The sequence below is a fragment of the Thiomonas sp. UBA7699 genome, from assembly GCF_002482605.1.
GTDB classification, from domain to species: domain Bacteria; phylum Pseudomonadota; class Gammaproteobacteria; order Burkholderiales; family Burkholderiaceae_C; genus Thiomonas; species Thiomonas arsenitoxydans.
Map to the genome: position 1 here is coordinate 205781 of NZ_DLGH01000018.1, position 16099 is coordinate 221879.

The following is a 16099-nucleotide window of genomic DNA, read 5'->3' on the forward strand; positions in this document are numbered from 1 at the left end:
ATTCTGCACAGGACGCACCATCATGGTTGAACTCGAAATCGACGGTCAAAAAGTCCAGGTGCCCGAGGGCGCCATGGTCATGGATGCGGCCACGCAACTCGGCATCTATGTGCCGCATTTTTGCTATCACCACAAGCTCACCATCGCAGCCAACTGCCGCATGTGCCTGGTCGATGTGGAAAAGGCGCCCAAGCCGCTGCCGGCCTGCGCCACCCCGGCCGCGCAGGGCATGGTCGTGCGCACCCATTCCGAGCGTGCGCTTCAGGCGCAGAAAGGGGTGATGGAGTTTCTGCTCATCAACCATCCGCTCGATTGCCCGATCTGCGACCAAGGCGGTGAGTGCCAATTGCAGGATCTGGCAGTGGGCTATGGCGGTTCGGTCTCGCGCTACACCGAGGAAAAGCGCGTCATCTTCCACAAGGACGCTGGCCCGCTCATCGCCATGGAAGAGATGAGCCGCTGCATCCAGTGCACGCGCTGCGTGCGCTTCGGCCAGGAAATTGCCGGCATCATGGAACTCGGCATGGCCAACCGCGGCGAGCATTCCGAGATCATGACTTTCGTCGGCAGCACGGTCGATTCCGAGCTGTCGGGAAATATGATCGACATCTGTCCGGTCGGCGCGCTCACCAGCAAGCCGTTCCGCTACAGCGCCCGCACCTGGGAGCTGTCGCGCCGCGCTTCCATCAGCCCGCACGACAGCGTGGGCGCCAACCTCATCGTGCAGGTCAAGGGCGACCGCGTGATGCGCGTGGTGCCGCAAGAGAACGAAGCCGTCAACGAATGCTGGATCTCCGACCGCGATCGTTTCGCCTACGAAGGGCTCAACAGCGAAGAACGATTGACTGCGCCGCAGATCCGCGAAAACGGGCAGTGGAAGTCAGTCGACTGGCAAACCGCGCTCGAATTTACCGTGCAAGGTCTGCGTCGCGCCATGGGGCAAGAGGGCGGCGCCGCGCTGGCGGCCCTGGCCGTGCCCACCAGCACGGTGGAAGAGCTGTATTTGCTGAAAAAACTGCTGACCGAGCTGGGCAGCAACAGCCTGGACACCCGCCTGCGTCAGAGCGATTTTTCCGGTGACGCCAACGCAGCGGCCATTCCCTGGCTGGGCATGCCGATTGCTGAAATGGGACAGTTGCAGGCCGCTCTGTTCATCGGCAGCACCTTGCGCAAGGAGCAGCCGCTGCTGTCGGCTCGCGTGCGGCAAGCGGCCAAGGCCGGTGCCAAAATTTCCACCCTGCACGCGGCAAACGACGATTGGCTCATGCCCCTGCACGCACGCATTGCCGCTGCGCCCAGTCTATGGGTTGCCGAGTTGGCTGGGGTGGCGCGTGCCGTCGCTCAGGTCAAAGGCATCGAGGCGCCCGCGAGTCTACAGACCGTGTCGACGCCGAGTGCTCAGGCTCAGGCGATCGCGGCCAGCCTGCTTGGCGGCGAACACAAAGCCGTGTTCCTGGGCGACTCAGCCGTGCAACATCCGCAGGCTGCGACGCTGCGCGCCCTCGCGCAGTGGATCGCGCGTGAGGTCGGCGGCATCTGCGGCGATCTGACTGAGGCGGGCAACACGGTGGGCGCCGCGCTGCTGGGGGTATCGCCCCTGGCTCCTGGCCGTGATGTCGCCAAAATCATCGCTCAGCCGCCGCGCGCCATGATGCTGTTCGGCGTCGAACCGGAGGAAGACAGCGCTGACCCGGTCGCCCTGCACAAAGCGCTGGAGCAGGCCGAGTTCATTGTCTCGTTTAGCCCCTTTGTTGACGCGGCTGAGGGCTACGCGCACGTCATGCTGCCGATCGCGCCCTTTACCGAAACGGCGGGCAGCCTGGTCAATGCCGAAGGTCGGCTGCAGAGTTTCAATCCCGTCGTACAGCCTCTGGGTGAGACTCGTCCCGGATGGAAAGTGCTGCGCGTGCTGGGCAATTTGTTCGAGCTGCAGGGCTTCGACTACCAGAGTGCTGCGGAGGTTCGCACTGAGGCCTTCGCGGGCCTGGGTGGCGTTGATCAAGGCGGCGCCGACCAGATCGCCGCCCGTCTGGCGCAGTCCACGCCCCTGGACTTGCCATCTGAGTTGCCTGCCTCGGTGGCCCCTGCGATCGAGCGTTTTGCCCCGGTGCCGATCTATTCGAGCGACACCATCGTGCGTCGCGCGCCTAGCCTGCAACGCACGCGCGATGCGCGCAACGCCCGCATGGTGGGCGTGTCCACCGCATTGTGGGAGCAACTCGGCCTGCAGAACGGCGATTCGGTGCGCGTGAAGGTTGATACGGTTGATGCGCAAAGCGTGGTGTTGCCCGCGCGCTGTGACGACGCGCTGGCCCCCACCGTGGTCAGCATTGCTGCGGCCTGGGCCGAGGCGGCGCCTTTGGGTTCGCTCGGAGCGATGTCTGGTGCGGTTCAGGTCGAGCGGGTGGGCGCCGTGGCTGCCGTTCCTGCCGCCGCAGTTCCCACCGCCCCTGCAAGCCCTGAAAGGGTCTGAGATGAAATACTCTTGGCCCTCACAATGTTCGCAAAGTTTTCCCTCTCCCAAGGGGAATGAAGCGCGCCTGACGCGATCCTACGCATCCTGCTGACCATGCTCGAATCCTTCAACCAAGGCGGACTATCCCTGCTCGGGCCGATAGCCTGGCCGATCGTCTGGAACCTGATCAAGATCATCGTCATCGTCGCGCCGCTGATGGGAGCCGTCGCTTACCTAACGCTCTGGGAGCGCAAGCTGATCGGCTGGATTCAGATCCGCATCGGCCCCAACCGCGTCGGCCCGTTCGGCCTGCTGCAGCCCATCGCCGATGGCCTCAAGCTGCTGCTCAAGGAAATCGTCATCCCGTTTCGCTCGAACAAGCGTCTGTTCCTGCTGGGGCCGGTGATGACCATCATGCCGGCCTTGGCCGCCTGGGCGGTCATACCCTTCGGGCCGGACGTCGCCCTGGCCAATGTGAACGCCGGACTGCTCCTGCTGCTGGCGCTCACTTCTCTTGAGGTCTATGGCGTGATCATCGCCGGTTGGGCGTCGAACTCCAAATACGCCTTCCTGGGCGCCATGCGCGCTTCGGCACAGATGGTGAGCTACGAGATCGCGATGGGTTTCGCCATGGTCATCGTGCTCATGGTGTCCGGCAGTCTGAACATGACCGAAATCGTGATGGGGCAGACCCACGGCGCTTTTGCCTCCATGGGCCTGAACTTTCTCTCCTGGAACTGGCTGCCGCTGCTGCCCATTTTTATGGTCTATTTCATTGCCGGTGTGGCCGAGACCAATCGTGCGCCCTTTGACGTGGTGGAAGGCGAATCGGAAATCGTTGCTGGCCACATGGTCGAGTATTCGGGCATGGCCTTCGCCATGTTCTTTCTGGCCGAATACGCCAACATGATCCTGATCTCCATCCTCACCACGGTCATGTTCCTGGGCGGATGGGATGCGCCGGTGGCCTTCCTCGGTTTCATTCCGGGGTGGATCTGGCTGGGCATAAAGACTTTTGTCGTGGTCAGCATGTTTCTCTGGCTGCGGGCCACCTTCCCGCGCTATCGCTACGACCAGATCATGCGCCTGGGCTGGAAGATTTTCATTCCCGTCACCCTCATCTGGCTTGTCGTGGTGGCCGCCTGGATGCAAACCCCCTGGAATATCTGGAAGTGAGGCAGAACCATGGCCGCTTTGCGTGACACCTTCAACAGCTTTTTTCTGGTCGAACTCTTCAAGGGTCTGGCTCTGACGGGCAAATACGCCTTCAAGAGCAAGATCACGGTGCAGTATCCCGAAGAGAAGACGCCGCTGTCGCCGCGTTTTCGTGGCCTGCATGCGCTGCGCCGTTATCCCAATGGCGAAGAGCGTTGCATCGCCTGCAAGCTGTGCGAAGCGGTGTGCCCGGCGCTGGCCATCACCATCGAATCGGAGCAGCGTGACGATGGCACCCGCCGCACCACCCGCTACGACATCGATCTGACCAAGTGCATTTTCTGCGGGCTGTGCGAAGAAAGCTGCCCGGTCGACTCCATCGTCGAAACCTCGATTTTTGAATACCACGGTGAAAAGCGTGGCGATCTCTACTTCACCAAAGAGATGCTGCTGGCCGTGGGCGACCGCTATGAAAAAGACATCGCCGCCACCAAGGAGGCCGACGCCCCATACCGCTGATCGCTGAAGCCCGCCGCTAGTCATGGGCGGGCTCTGGCGATTGTCCCCACTGTTTCTAGGCCGACGGCTTGCGCTGCGGCAAGGCCCTTGTTGTGACCATGGACGTTCAAACCATCCTGTTCTACCTGTTCTCCGCCGTGCTGCTGTTTGCCGCGCTGCGAGTGATCACGGCGCGTAACCCGGTGCACTCCGCGCTTTATCTGGTGCTGGCGTTCTTCCAGATGTCGGCTATCTGGCTGCTGCTGCGCGCCGAGTTTCTCGCCATCGTGCTGGTGCTGGTGTACGTCGGCGCGGTGATGGTGCTGTTCCTCTTTGTGGTGATGATGCTCGACATCAACCTCGACAGCATTCGCAAGGGGTTCTGGCGTTACTTTCCAGTCGCAGCGCTCGTGGGCGTGCTCATCGTGCTGGAAATGGCCGCCGTGCTGATGCAGGGCTTCCAGATTGGCGGCATGACGCGCGCTGCGCAGGTCGGGGCAGCGACCTCTGCCGACAATCCGCTCACCCATCTGTCCAACACCCGCGCGCTGGGCGTGGTGCTGTATTCGCAATACCTGTTCGCGGTGGAAATAGCGGCGGTCATTTTGCTCGTGGCCATCATCGCGGCCATCGCGCTCACGTTGCGCCGACGCAAGGATATGCGGCATATGCCGGCTTCCGAGCAGATCAAGGCCCGCCGTGCGGACCGCGTGCGGCTGGTGTCCATGCCCGCCCAACCCAAGGAGTAAGCCATGCTCGGTTCACTCACCCTGGCGCATTACCTGGTGCTCGGCGCCATTCTGTTCGCTATCTCGGTCGTCGGCATTTTTCTCAATCGCCGGAATCTCATCGTCATCCTCATGGCCATTGAGCTCATGCTGCTGGCGGTGAACCTGAATTTCATCGCCTTCTCGCACTACCTGCAGGATTTTGGCGGACAGGTGTTCGTGTTCTTCATCCTCACCGTCGCTGCGGCGGAGTCGGCCATCGGTCTGGCCATTCTGGTGGTGCTGTTCCGCAACCTCAACACCATCGACGTCGAGGATCTCGACCAACTCAAGGGCTGATCGATGCAAGCCACGCTGAATCCCACCTTGCTGCTGGTCATCGCACTGGCGCCTCTCGTCTCGTCCATCATCGTCGGTCTGTTCGGACGAAGCATCGGCCGATCGGCTTCGCACTGGCTGACCACGCTTTCGGTCGGGTTGTCTTTCGTGCTGTCGCTCATCGTCCTCAACGACGTCATCAACGGCGCCCGCTTCAACGCCACGATTTATGAGTGGATGGTGGTGGGCAAGCTGCACATGGAAGTCGGTTTCATGATCGACGGCCTGTCGGCGCTGATGATGGCTGTCGTCACGTTCGTCTCGCTCGCGGTGCACATCTACACCATCGGCTACATGGCCGATGACGATGGCTACCAGCGCTTTTTCAGCTACATCTCCTTGTTCACCTTCTCCATGCTGATGTTGGTGATGAGCAACAACATGCTGCAGCTGTTTTTCGGCTGGGAGGCGGTGGGTTTGGTGTCTTATCTGCTGATCGGCTTCTGGTACACGCGGCCCACGGCGGTTTTCGCCAATATGAAGGCCTTCATCGTCAACCGCGTGGGCGACTTCGGCTTCATTCTGGGCATTGGCCTGCTGGCGGCCTACACCGGCAGCCTGAACTACACCGAAATTTTCGCCAAGGGGCCGGAGCTGGCGCTGTTGCATCTGCCGGGCACCGACTGGATGCTGATCACGGTGGCGTGCATCTCTCTGTTCATCGGCGCCATGGGCAAGAGCGCGCAGTTCCCGCTGCATGTCTGGCTGCCCGATTCGATGGAAGGCCCGACGCCGATTTCCGCGCTCATTCACGCTGCCACCATGGTGACGGCGGGTATTTTCATGGTGGCGCGCATGTCGCCGCTGTTCGAGTTGTCGAACACTGCGCTCTCTTTCATTTTGGTCATCGGCGCCATCACCGCGCTGTTCATGGGCATCCTGGGCGTGGTGCAAACCGACATCAAGCGGGTCATTGCCTATTCCACCCTATCGCAGCTCGGCTACATGACCGTGGCGCTGGGGGCTTCGGCCTACTCGGTAGCGATTTTCCACCTGATGACCCATGCGTTCTTCAAGGCTTTGCTGTTCCTCGCGGCGGGCTCGGTGATCATCGGCATGCACCATGACCAGGACATGCGCCATATGGGCGGTCTGCGCAAATACATGCCCATCACCTGGATCACCTTCCTGATCGGCGGTCTGGCGCTCAGCGGCATTCCGCCGTTCGCTGGCTTTTTCTCGAAGGACAGCATCATCGAGGCGGTGCATGCCAGCGATCTGCCGGGAGCGGGCTTCGCCTACTTCGCCGTGCTCTCCAGTGTGTTCGTTACCGCGCTCTACACCTTCCGCATGTATTTCATGGTGTTCCATGGCGAAGAGCGCTTCCGGCACGTGGCGCACGATGCGCATGGACATGATCATGGGCATGATCACGGACACGCTGGCGCTCACGAGCCGCACGAGTCGCCGTGGGTGGTGACGGTGCCGCTCATCATGCTGGCCATTCCGTCCGTCCTCGCAGGCTATCTTTTCATTCAGCCGCTGCTGTACGGGCACTTCTTCGAGAACTCGATTTTTGTCAACGCGGCAGCCCATCCGGCCATGCGGGATCTCGCTGAGCACTGGCACGGCCAGATTCAGATGATGATTCACGGCTTGTTGTCGATGCCGCTGTGGCTGGCGCTTGCCGGCATTGCCACGGCCTACTACGGCTATATGGTGAACCTGCGCTTCCCTCAGGCTGTGCGGCGCATGCTGGGGCCGATCTATACCGTGCTCGAAAACAATTACTTCTTCGACTGGTTCAACCAGAACGTGCTGGCTTCTGGCATGCGTCTGCTGGGCACGGGCCTGTGGAAAGGCGGGGATGTGGGTCTTATCGATGGTCTGCTGGTCAACGGTACGGCGCGCGTGGTCGGCTGGACAGCACGGGTGGTGCGCCTGCTGCAGACCGGCTACATCTATTACTACGCCCTGGCGATGATTGCCGGCGTGGTGGTGTTCATGGGCTATTTTGTTCCGGGCAAGCTGTTGTCCGGCTGGTTCATCCGATAACAGCGAAGCGCGATACAAGCATGCAATCTCTCCCTTTGCTCAGTCTGTCCATCTGGATTCCCATCGCCTTCGGTGTCTTGCTGCTCTTTGTTCAGGGCGAGCAACGCGCTGCGGCGGCGCGCTGGCTGGCGCTGATCGGCTCGCTGATCTCCTTTCTCATCACCCTGCCGCTGATCACCGGCTTCGACAACGCCCAGGCGGGCATGCAGTTTGTCGAGTCCGTGCCCTGGATTCGGCCTTTCAACATCAATTACGCGCTGGGCATCGACGGCGTGTCGCTGTGGTTCGTGCCGCTGACCGCTTTGATGACCGTGATCGTGATCATCAGCGCCTGGGAGGTCATCAAAGATCGCGTCAGCCTTTATCTCGGCGCTTTCCTCATTCTGTCGGGCCTGATGATCGGCGTGTTTGCCGCGACCGATGCCCTGCTGTTCTATGTGTTCTTCGAGGCCACGCTCATTCCGATGTATCTGATCATCGGCATCTGGGGCGGGCCGCGGCGGGTATATGCCGCGTTCAAGTTCTTCCTCTACACCCTGGCTGGTTCGCTGCTCATGCTGGTGGCGCTGATCTATCTTTACCTGCAGTCGGGCGGAAGTTTCGACATCGCCAACTGGTACCACGTGCCGCTGTCGATGACGGCGCAGATTTTCATTTTCATCGCCTTTTTCTTCGCCTTCGCGGTGAAGATTCCGATGTGGCCGGTGCACACCTGGCTGCCGGATGCGCACGTTGAAGCGCCCACCGGCGGCTCGGTGATTCTGGCGGCCATCATGCTCAAGCTCGGCGCCTACGGTTTCATCCGCTTCTCTCTGCCCATGCTGCCTGATGCCAGCCATGCGCTCGCGCCGGTCATGATCGCCTTGTCGCTCATTGCGGTGATTTACATCGGTTTTGTCGCTCTGGTGCAGGCCGACATGAAAAAGCTGGTGGCGTATTCATCCATCGCGCACATGGGGTTTGTCACTCTGGGCTTTTTCCTGTTCTCCGACCTGGGTGTGCAGGGCGGGTTGGTGCAGATGATCTCGCACGGCTTCATTTCCGGCGCCATGTTTCTGACCATCGGGGTGCTGTATGACCGCATGCACACCCGCGAGATTGCCGATTACGGCGGAGTGACCAACACCATGCCCAAGTTCGCCGCGCTGGCCGTGCTGTTCGGCATGGCCAACGCCGGCTTGCCGGGCACCAGCGGTTTTGTCGGCGAGTGGATGGTGATTCTGGCTGCGGTGAAATTCAATTTCTGGATCGGCCTGCTGGCCGCGACCACGCTCATTCTGGCTGCGAGCTATACCTTGTGGATGATCAAGCGGGTGTATTTCGGGCCGGTGGGCAATGACCATGTAGCCGCGCTCAAGGACATCGGCGCCCGTGAATTCTTTATGCTCGCCGTGCTGGTCGGCGCGGTGCTGTGGATGGGCGTGTATCCCAAATTCTTCACCGATCCGATGCAGGCCTCGGTGCAACATCTGCTGCAGTTTGCGGCGTCTTCCAAATTGCAGTGACAACAACCGCCATGAACTGGATCGCCATTTATCCGGAAATTCTCCTGCTCGTGCTGGCCTGCGTGGTCATGCTCGTCGACCTGTTCGTCAAAGATGCGCAGCACCGAGTGAGCTATTGGCTGACGCTGCTGGGACTGGTGGGCATCGGCGCGCTTTGCGGGCTTTACTACGCCTCGGGCATGCAGCAGTTCGCCATGGCGCGTGCGCTCATCGTCGATCCGATGGCTATGCTGCTCAAGCTTTTCACGGTCATCGCCACCATCGTCACCTTGGTTTACTCTCGGCGCTACGCCCTGGATCGCGGCATGTGGGGCGGCGAGTTGTTCAGCCTGGTGCTGCTGTCGCTGCTCGGGCAGTTCATCATGATCTCGGGAAACAACCTGCTGACCATCTATCTGGGGCTGGAACTGCTCTCGCTCGCGCTCTACGCCCTGGTTGCGCTGCGCCGCGATCACACGCAGTCCACCGAGGCGGCGATGAAATATTTCATCCTCGGCGCATTGGCTTCGGGTTTCCTGCTCTACGGCATGTCGATGCTGTATGGCGCCACCGGTTCGCTTGATCTGGTCACCATCTTCCGCATGATCGCGGTCGAGCCGATCAACCGCGCCGTGCTCGTGCTCGGGGTGGTGTTCATCGTTGCAGGTCTGGCGTTCAAGCTCGGAGCCGTGCCCTTCCACATGTGGATTCCCGACGTCTATCAGGGCGCGCCCACGGCTGTGGTGCTGATGGTGGGCGCGGCGCCCAAACTGGCGGCCTTCGCCATGGCGATTCGCCTGCTGGTGGAAGGCATGTTCCCGCTGGCGATGGACTGGCAGGGCATGCTGGTGGTGCTGGCGGTGCTGTCCATCGGTCTGGGCAATCTGGCGGCCATTGCGCAGACCAACCTCAAGCGCATGCTGGCGTATTCCACCATCGCCCAGATCGGCTTCGTGCTCCTCGCGCTGCTCTCAGGCATGCTCAACGGCAATGGGCTCTCCGCCTCCACCGCCTACAGCGGCGCGATGTTCTACATGGTCATTTACGTGCTCACCACGCTGGGCACCTTCGGCGTGATTCTGCTGCTGGCGCGCGAAGGTTTCGAGGCCGAAGACATCCGCGATTTTGCCGGTCTGGCCAAAACTGACCCCTGGATGGCAGGTGTCATGACGTTTCTTTTATTCTCTTTGGCTGGCATACCGCCGTTCGCTGGTTTTTATGCCAAGCTCGAAGTGCTCACCATTCTGCTCAATACCGGGCGGGTCTGGCTGGTGGTGTACTCGGTCATCCTCTCGGTCATCGGTGCGTATTACTACATTCGTGTGATCAAGGTGATGTATTTTGATGCACCCACGGCGCTTTCGGCCTCGCGCGCAAGTGGAGTGGGCGGAGCGCGTGCTCTGCTGTCGCTCAATGGTCTGGCGGTTTTATTTCTTGGGTTGATGCCCGGTGGTTTGATGACCTTGTGTTATCAGGCCATCGCCAACACCCTGCACTGAAAGTGTTTCCCTATGCAGAATTCCGCAATCTGGTTGGTTATCGTTCTGGCGTTCGTCGCCGCCAACCTACCGTTTGTTTCCAACCGCTTCTTCCTAGTCATTCCGCTCAAGAAAACCCCCAAGTCGATCTGGCTACGTCTGCTTGAGCTGCTGATTCTGTTCTTTGTCGTCGGCTTTATTGGCATGGCGCTCGAAGCGCGGATCGGCCAGAACTATCCACAGCATTGGGAGTTCTATGCCGTCTCTGTCGCCATGTTCCTAGTGCTGGCCTTTCCGGGTTATGTGCTGCGTTACATGGTCAAGCGTCATCCGGCCCCGAGTCGCACATGAGCGGCGATCCGGCGCGCGTGCCGCAGGCAGCGGCCTTGCGCGAACACACGCTCGACAGCGAGATGGTGTTTCGCGGCACCTTCCTCAATATTTCGCGCGATCTGGTGCGGCTGGCCAACGGCGCGCAGGTGACCCGCGAATACATCCGCCACTCCGGCGCGGTGATGATCATTCCCCTGCTCGATAACGGCAAGGTACTGATGGAGCGCCAGTTCCGCACGCCGATGCAGCGGGTCATGGTGGAGTTTCCCGCGGGCAAACTCGACGCGGGTGAGAGCTGGCTGGCTTGTGCCCAGCGCGAACTGCGCGAGGAAACCGGCTACAGCGCGAAGCAGTGGGCCTATATCGGACCGATCAACAACGCGATTTCCTACTCCGACGAAACCATTCATCTCGCTTTCGCGCGCGGCCTGGTCGCAGGTCGCCAATCGCTCGACGACAACGAACTGCTCGATGTTTTCGAGGCCAGCCCGCAAGACACCCTCGACTGGGTGCGCAATGGTCAGATCACCGACGTCAAGACCGTGATCGGCGCGTTCTGGCTGGAAAAATTGCTGCAAAACACCTGGAACTTCGACTGGCAGGACGTGGCCTGACGCTGTAGCTCAGATGCGGCGCTGAACCAGCAGGCGATAGGCCAGCAGATAGAGGGTAACGAAGCCCACACAGCAGGCCATGAGCAGGGGGGTGCTGCCCCACCACAGCATGGCCGGGCCCACGCTGAAAGCCGCGACGGCCCAGAGATAAGGCGAGGTGGCCGCATTGCGGCGCTGCCGCGGATCAGGATGATCGTCCTCGTCGATCAGACGGGTGAGCCGCCAGTACACCAGGTGATGCAGATGCAGCGTATCGGGCGCCGTGCCCGCGCGTTGGCGAAACTTGCGCCGCCACAGCGAATACAGCAACTCCCACACCGGGTAGGCCAGCACCATAAGGGCGAACCAGGGTGAGACGGCTGGGTTGCGCGCCACCAGCAATACGCTGAGCAGCGCCATCCAGAAGCCGAGCAGATAAGCGCCGGTATCGCCCAGGAAGATCTGGCCGCGCGGCCAGTTCCAGAACAGAAAACCCAGCAGCGCGCCGATGGCGGCGAGGCTGAGCGCCATGATCAGCGGGTCGCTGACCTTGAACGCCACATAGCCGATGGCGCCGAAAATCATGAAGCTCACCATGCCGGCCAGGCCGTTGTAGCCGTCGATCATATTGACCGCATGCGGCAGGGCGCTGATGGCGACGAGCGCGATGAGCCAACCCAGCACTGGCCAGGCGTGTATCCAAGCGTCCAGCGGCCACAGCCCCAGACGGGTGACGCTGGCCTCAAGCAGCCAGACCGCTAGCCCCGCGGCGAGCACCGTGGCCAGCGCCCGCCACAAGGGGGGCACATGGCGGCGCAGGTCTTCCACCACCCCGGCGAGCAGCACCGGCGCAATGGCGACGGCCAATCGGATTGTGACGGGCTCGCTGACATAGGTGAGGTGCATGAGCCATAGCAGGCCCACCAATATGCCCAGCGCCAGGGCGAAGCCGCCGGTGCGCGGCGTGGGGTGGCGATGCCATTTCTGCACGCCCTGGGTTTCGTCCAGGCCGAAATGCCTGCGCCGACCCAGCACGATGAGGGCGGCGCATCCCAGCCAGCAGAGCAGGGCGGACAGGGCGGTGGCGTGCAACATGGGGTGCGGTAGAGAAACGCGATAAACCGACATTGTGCCTTTGCCCGTCATCACGAATCCACATGTCCCGCGCGCCGCCTTGCCTGCGGCCGTCGCCTACACTGCGCAGTTATGTCTGCATCCTTCTCCTGGCCTTTTGAGCTGCTTATCGGTTGGCGCTATACCCGCAGCGGGCGGCGCAGTCGGCGCAACGGCTTCATCTCCTTTATTTCTGCGGTTTCCGTTGGCGGCATCGCCCTCGGGGTCGCCGCGCTGATTGTGGTCATCTCGGTGATGAACGGGTTTCAGAAGGAGGTGCGAGACCGCATGCTCAACGTCATTCCGCACATCCAGATTCTCAATGTCAATGGTCAGGCCTTGCCCGACTGGCGCGGCGTGGCGCAGCAGGTCAAAAGCAATCCGGCAGTGACCGGGGTGGCGCCGTTTGTGCAAGGTCAGGCGCTGGTGGCGCAGGGCAGTCAGTTGCAGGGCGTGCTGGTCTGGGGGGTGGAGCCGAGCGAAGAAACCCAGGTGTCGCAGATCCCCGAGCACATGGTGGCGGGCAGTCTGGCCGCGCTCAAGCCGGGCGACTTCGGTGTGGTACTGGGCAACGAGCTGGCCAATGCGCTGGGTGTTGGCGTGGGCGACCAGATCACCATGGTGGTGCCCAGCGGCTCCATCACCCCGGCGGGCATGATTCCCCGTCTGCGCACCCTGCGGGTGGTGGGCATTTTCAATGTCGGGCACTACGAGTACGACAGCACTCTGGCGCTGGTGAATCTGCAAGACGCATCGGCGCTGTTCCGCACCGGAGGCCCCACCGGGCTGCGCGTGCAGACGCGAAATATGAATGACGCCCCGCAGATTGCGCAAGACTTGCAGCGCGTGCTGCCGCCCGAACTCGTGGCCCAACCCTGGACCGAGCAGAACCGCACCTGGTTCGAGGCCGTGGTGATCGAGAAGCGCATGATGTTCATCATCCTCACCATGATTGTGGCGGTGGCGGCGTTCAACCTCGTCTCTACCCTGGTCATGACGGTGACCGACAAGCTGGCCGATATCGCTATTCTGCGCACGCAGGGTGCGAGCCCCGGCTCCATCATGTCCATCTTTCTGCTGCAGGGCGCGGTGACGGGTTTTCTCGGTACCTTCGCCGGTGTCGCGCTGGGTTGTCTGATTGCGTTCAATCTCGACCCCATTGTCTCGTTCCTCGAAACCGTGCTGCACACCCAGTTCCTGCCACGCAGCGTGTACCTGATCCACACCATGCCCAGCGATCCGCGCTTTTTAGACATCGCCACCATCACCGTGGCGTCGCTGGTCTTATCTCTGCTGGCCACGCTTTATCCCAGTTGGAGCGCCTCGCGGGTGCAACCGGCGCAGGCTTTGCGGTATGAGTGAACATCTGCTGCTGTCCGATCTGCCCTCGACCTCACCGGCGCTTGCGCAACTGCTGGCGCAGCCCGGCTTGCCTGCAACCGCCGCTCTTTGCCGCCAGGCCGTGGTGCTGGAGCAGGAGCCACCGCGAGAAGATGCCCAAGCCGCCTGGCTGACGCCCGCCGAGCGCTGGCTGCTGCACGCCCTGCGTCTGGATGGCACAGAGGCCGAGCAGGCGCCTTGGGCACGTCTGGCCGCGCTGGCCGATGGCGTGGCCGACGCTTTTCCCGCAGATCAGGCGCTGTGCCTGCTCACCCCGGCGCATCTGCGGCTGGGACGCGACAGCCTGTCGCTCACCGATCCTGCCACGCTCGATCTCAGGGCGGATGAAGCTCAGCCGCTCTTCGCCGCCGCCGAGCCCTTGTTTGCCAGCGCGGGATGGACGCTGCGCCGAGTCACGCCGATGCGCTGGTATGCCGCCCACTCCAGTCTGACCGAGGTTGTGACGGCGGGCGTGGCGCGCGCTCTTGGCCGCAGCGTCGCAGCCTGGATGCCCGGCGGCCCGGCGGCCCGACCCTGGCGGCAACTGCTCACCGAAGTGCAGATGACCTGGCAGCACCATGCCGTCAACGAAGCGCGCGAACAGCGCGGCCTGCCCGACATCAATACCCTCTGGATACACGGTTGCGGCCCCCTGGCGGCCGATTGGCGCAGCCCGGTGCGCCTTGCCGAATATGAGGGAGATGGCGATGCGGTGAGCGATCCGGCCCTCGCCGCCGCGCTGCGCGGCCTTGCTTTGCGCCCGCGCAACGGGCCGCTCGACACCCTGCGTATTTTCGACGCCCGCGCGCTGCTGGCAGGCGACCCCGCCGCCGGTCTGCGTCGGCTCGATGCCAGCCTCTGCGCCGCCATTGCGCAGGCGCTGCAGCAGTCGGGCGGCGTGCGTCTCACCCTCGCGGGCGAGCTGCGCTGGCGCACCCTGCAGATCCGCCGTCCGCAAGGCTGGAAATTCTGGCAACGGGCCGACTTTCCCGCGCAGTTTCACGGTTTGTAGCCAACCAAGTTGTCACTTTTTGTCATTCTTATCGCATATAAAAACAACTTTGCAGGTGATGAGGGTGAGAGATGGATTACGAACGCTGGTGGGCCGCATTTAGCCTGTTTCTGGGATTGATGCCAGGCGCTCCCAAGCGCGATGACGCCGGCGCTGCGCTCGTCTGGGCTGCGGTGATGCGGGCTCTGCACGCCAAAACGCCAAGCCGCCAACAGACGCCGCCGAGCGGTCTGCCGCGCGTTGGGCTGACCGCCGCTTCCACGGCCGATGCGCGCTGGCAAGTCAATGGTCGCCCTCTTGTCCGTGGCGCGCGCTTGCCCTGGTTTCCCCCGCCCGGTCGGCACCAGATCGCCCTGGTCGATGCGCGCGGCTCCGGGCTTCGCACCCGGCGCTGAACGGGGGCTGGCAATCAGCCCCCTGCCGCAAGCTCAGAACAGTACGGCTGCCTTCTGTAGGGCGATATAGACGCCGATAAAGAAGGGAATACCGACCGCAGCCCAGGCCAGCACGCCAACAATGCCGAAGCTGCCGCGTGCCGCGTGCTCGGCGTCACCGGCGATGCGGTCCTCGTGCTTGAGGGCGCGTTCGCGGGCGAGTTCTTCTGGCGTCATGCGGTACTTGGCCGCCACAGGGCGCACCAGCAGGTTGAGGATGAAGCCCACCAGCAGCAGTCCGGCCAGGATATAGAGCGTGCGGTCATAGACCAGGTTCTTCGCCACACCAGCGTCGATCTGGGTCTGGCGGATGGCGGCGATGAGGAAGGGCCCGGCCACACCGGCAACCGACCACGCGGTGAGCAGACGGCCGTGAATCGCGCCCACCATCTGCGTGCCGAACAAGTCGGCCAGATAGGCCGGCACAGTGGCAAAGCCGCCGCCGTACATGGTCATGATGACGCAGACCACCAGAATGAACAGGCCTGCTGCGCCGCTATGGCCCAGCGCGGGGAGGCTGGCGTAGAGCGCCACGCCCAGCGCAAAGAACACCGCATAAGTCGCCTTGCGGCCGATGTAGTCAGACAGCGCGGCCCAGAACAGACGACCGCCGCTGTTGAACAGGCTGATCAAACCGACCAGGCCACCGGCTGCCGCGACCAGCGCGGCCTTCTGCGCCGCATCGAGCGCTGCGCCGCTGTCGAGGCCGATGAGACGGCCGCCGAACACGTCCTGCAGCATCGGGCTGGCCATGGCGATCACGCCGATGCCGGCCGTCACGTTCAGGCACAGAATCCACCAGACCAGCCAGAACTGCGGCGTTTTCATCGCCTTGTTCAGATGCACTTCATGGTCGGTGATCATGGCATTGCCGCCCTTGGCCTTGGGCGTCCATCCCCGCGGCTTCCAGCCAGTGGGCGGCACCCGGAAGCCGAACGCCCCCGCCGACATCACCACGAAATAGAGCACGCCCATGATGATCAGCGTTTGAGCGACGCCCAGGGTGCCCGAGGCGCTGAAATTCTTCATCAGCGCCACAGCTAGGAGGCTGTCGGACTTTCCA

The 16099-nt window shown here is 62.3% G+C and carries 15 protein-coding genes; 13 read left to right on the plus strand and 2 right to left on the minus strand.

What is annotated here, in order from left to right; translation table 11 throughout:
- The first annotated feature begins 22 nt into the window (after window positions 1-22).
- From nuoG to B3H47_RS08190, 10 genes are all read left to right on the plus strand, one after another.
- Window positions 23-2473, plus strand: coding sequence for an NADH-quinone oxidoreductase subunit NuoG (nuoG, locus tag B3H47_RS08145; RefSeq protein WP_286986686.1), 2451 nt, complete (start codon window positions 23-25; stop codon window positions 2471-2473).
- A gap of 96 nt (window positions 2474-2569) precedes the next feature.
- Window positions 2570-3631, plus strand: coding sequence for an NADH-quinone oxidoreductase subunit NuoH (gene nuoH, locus B3H47_RS08150; protein WP_276708760.1), 1062 nt, complete (start codon window positions 2570-2572; stop codon window positions 3629-3631).
- A gap of 9 nt (window positions 3632-3640) precedes the next feature.
- Entirely contained in the window at window positions 3641-4129 is a 489-nt protein-coding gene (gene nuoI, locus B3H47_RS08155; protein WP_013106533.1) for an NADH-quinone oxidoreductase subunit NuoI, read from the plus strand.
- Between the two features lie 98 nt (window positions 4130-4227).
- Entirely contained in the window at window positions 4228-4857 is a 630-nt protein-coding gene (locus B3H47_RS08160; RefSeq protein WP_276708756.1) for an NADH-quinone oxidoreductase subunit J, read from the plus strand.
- A gap of 3 nt (window positions 4858-4860) precedes the next feature.
- Window positions 4861-5175: an NADH-quinone oxidoreductase subunit NuoK gene (nuoK, locus tag B3H47_RS08165; RefSeq protein ID WP_013106531.1), complete on the plus strand. Its 315-nt coding sequence runs from the start codon at window positions 4861-4863 to the stop codon at window positions 5173-5175.
- 3 nt (window positions 5176-5178) lie between these two features.
- On the plus strand, window positions 5179-7209 hold the full coding sequence (gene nuoL, locus B3H47_RS08170) for an NADH-quinone oxidoreductase subunit L (RefSeq protein WP_286986687.1): 2031 nt from the start codon (window positions 5179-5181) through the stop codon (window positions 7207-7209).
- A 20-nt stretch (window positions 7210-7229) separates the two neighbouring features.
- Window positions 7230-8714, plus strand: coding sequence for an NADH-quinone oxidoreductase subunit M (locus B3H47_RS08175; protein WP_156054695.1), 1485 nt, complete (start codon window positions 7230-7232; stop codon window positions 8712-8714).
- A gap of 11 nt (window positions 8715-8725) precedes the next feature.
- The gene (gene nuoN, locus B3H47_RS08180; protein WP_013106528.1) at window positions 8726-10192 is read left to right on the plus strand and encodes an NADH-quinone oxidoreductase subunit NuoN; all 1467 of its coding nucleotides are present in this window, start codon (window positions 8726-8728) and stop codon (window positions 10190-10192) included.
- Between the two features lie 12 nt (window positions 10193-10204).
- Complete coding sequence (locus B3H47_RS08185) at window positions 10205-10522, plus strand: DUF2818 family protein (RefSeq protein ID WP_013106527.1); 318 nt, start codon at window positions 10205-10207, stop codon at window positions 10520-10522.
- On the plus strand, window positions 10519-11118 hold the full coding sequence (locus B3H47_RS08190; RefSeq protein WP_013106526.1) for an NUDIX domain-containing protein: 600 nt from the start codon (window positions 10519-10521) through the stop codon (window positions 11116-11118). The genes B3H47_RS08185 and B3H47_RS08190 overlap by 4 nt, the downstream gene beginning before the upstream one ends.
- A 9-nt stretch (window positions 11119-11127) precedes the next feature.
- Here the strand turns inward: B3H47_RS08190 and B3H47_RS08195 are convergent, their stop codons facing one another.
- Window positions 11128-12192 (minus strand): glycosyltransferase family 4 protein, encoded by a 1065-nt coding sequence (locus B3H47_RS08195; RefSeq protein ID WP_156054696.1) that lies wholly within the window; start codon window positions 12190-12192, stop codon window positions 11128-11130.
- 111 nt (window positions 12193-12303) lie between these two features.
- On the opposite strand from B3H47_RS08195, the gene B3H47_RS08200 reads away from it, so the two are divergent.
- The 3 genes from B3H47_RS08200 to B3H47_RS08210 all read left to right on the plus strand — a co-directional run bounded on the left by B3H47_RS08200 (window position 12304) and on the right by B3H47_RS08210 (window position 14997).
- Entirely contained in the window at window positions 12304-13572 is a 1269-nt protein-coding gene (locus B3H47_RS08200) for a lipoprotein-releasing ABC transporter permease subunit (RefSeq protein WP_156054697.1), read from the plus strand.
- Window positions 13565-14602 (plus strand): hypothetical protein, encoded by a 1038-nt coding sequence (locus tag B3H47_RS08205; RefSeq protein WP_156054698.1) that lies wholly within the window; start codon window positions 13565-13567, stop codon window positions 14600-14602. The genes B3H47_RS08200 and B3H47_RS08205 overlap by 8 nt, the downstream gene beginning before the upstream one ends.
- Window positions 14603-14673: 71 nt before the next feature.
- Window positions 14674-14997 carry a hypothetical protein gene (locus B3H47_RS08210; protein WP_286986688.1) on the plus strand — a complete coding sequence of 108 codons (324 nt, stop codon included), beginning with the start codon at window positions 14674-14676 and terminating at the stop codon, window positions 14995-14997.
- 33 nt (window positions 14998-15030) lie between these two features.
- On the opposite strand, the gene B3H47_RS08215 is transcribed toward B3H47_RS08210, so the two are convergent.
- On the minus strand, window positions 15031-16099 hold a 1069-nt coding region (locus B3H47_RS08215; RefSeq protein WP_286986689.1), incomplete at its 5' end, for an MFS transporter.

What these genes read in the sequence shown, in the direction of transcription:
- nuoG (WP_286986686.1), top strand. Translation starts at nt 23, where the DNA reads ATGGTTGAACTCGAAATCGACGGTCAAAAAGTCCAGGTGCCCGAGGGC.
- nuoH (WP_276708760.1), top strand. Translation starts at nt 2,570, where the DNA reads ATGCTCGAATCCTTCAACCAAGGCGGACTATCCCTGCTCGGGCCGATA.
- nuoI (WP_013106533.1), top strand. Translation starts at nt 3,641, where the DNA reads ATGGCCGCTTTGCGTGACACCTTCAACAGCTTTTTTCTGGTCGAACTC.
- B3H47_RS08160 (WP_276708756.1), top strand. Translation starts at nt 4,228, where the DNA reads ATGGACGTTCAAACCATCCTGTTCTACCTGTTCTCCGCCGTGCTGCTG.
- nuoK (WP_013106531.1), top strand. Translation starts at nt 4,861, where the DNA reads ATGCTCGGTTCACTCACCCTGGCGCATTACCTGGTGCTCGGCGCCATT.
- nuoL (WP_286986687.1), top strand. Translation starts at nt 5,179, where the DNA reads ATGCAAGCCACGCTGAATCCCACCTTGCTGCTGGTCATCGCACTGGCG.
- B3H47_RS08175 (WP_156054695.1), top strand. Translation starts at nt 7,230, where the DNA reads ATGCAATCTCTCCCTTTGCTCAGTCTGTCCATCTGGATTCCCATCGCC.
- nuoN (WP_013106528.1), top strand. Translation starts at nt 8,726, where the DNA reads ATGAACTGGATCGCCATTTATCCGGAAATTCTCCTGCTCGTGCTGGCC.
- B3H47_RS08185 (WP_013106527.1), top strand. Translation starts at nt 10,205, where the DNA reads ATGCAGAATTCCGCAATCTGGTTGGTTATCGTTCTGGCGTTCGTCGCC.
- B3H47_RS08190 (WP_013106526.1), top strand. Translation starts at nt 10,519, where the DNA reads ATGAGCGGCGATCCGGCGCGCGTGCCGCAGGCAGCGGCCTTGCGCGAA.
- B3H47_RS08195 (WP_156054696.1), bottom strand. Translation starts at nt 12,192, where the DNA reads ATGTTGCACGCCACCGCCCTGTCCGCCCTGCTCTGCTGGCTGGGATGC.
- B3H47_RS08200 (WP_156054697.1), top strand. Translation starts at nt 12,304, where the DNA reads ATGTCTGCATCCTTCTCCTGGCCTTTTGAGCTGCTTATCGGTTGGCGC.
- B3H47_RS08205 (WP_156054698.1), top strand. Translation starts at nt 13,565, where the DNA reads ATGAGTGAACATCTGCTGCTGTCCGATCTGCCCTCGACCTCACCGGCG.
- B3H47_RS08210 (WP_286986688.1), top strand. Translation starts at nt 14,674, where the DNA reads ATGGATTACGAACGCTGGTGGGCCGCATTTAGCCTGTTTCTGGGATTG.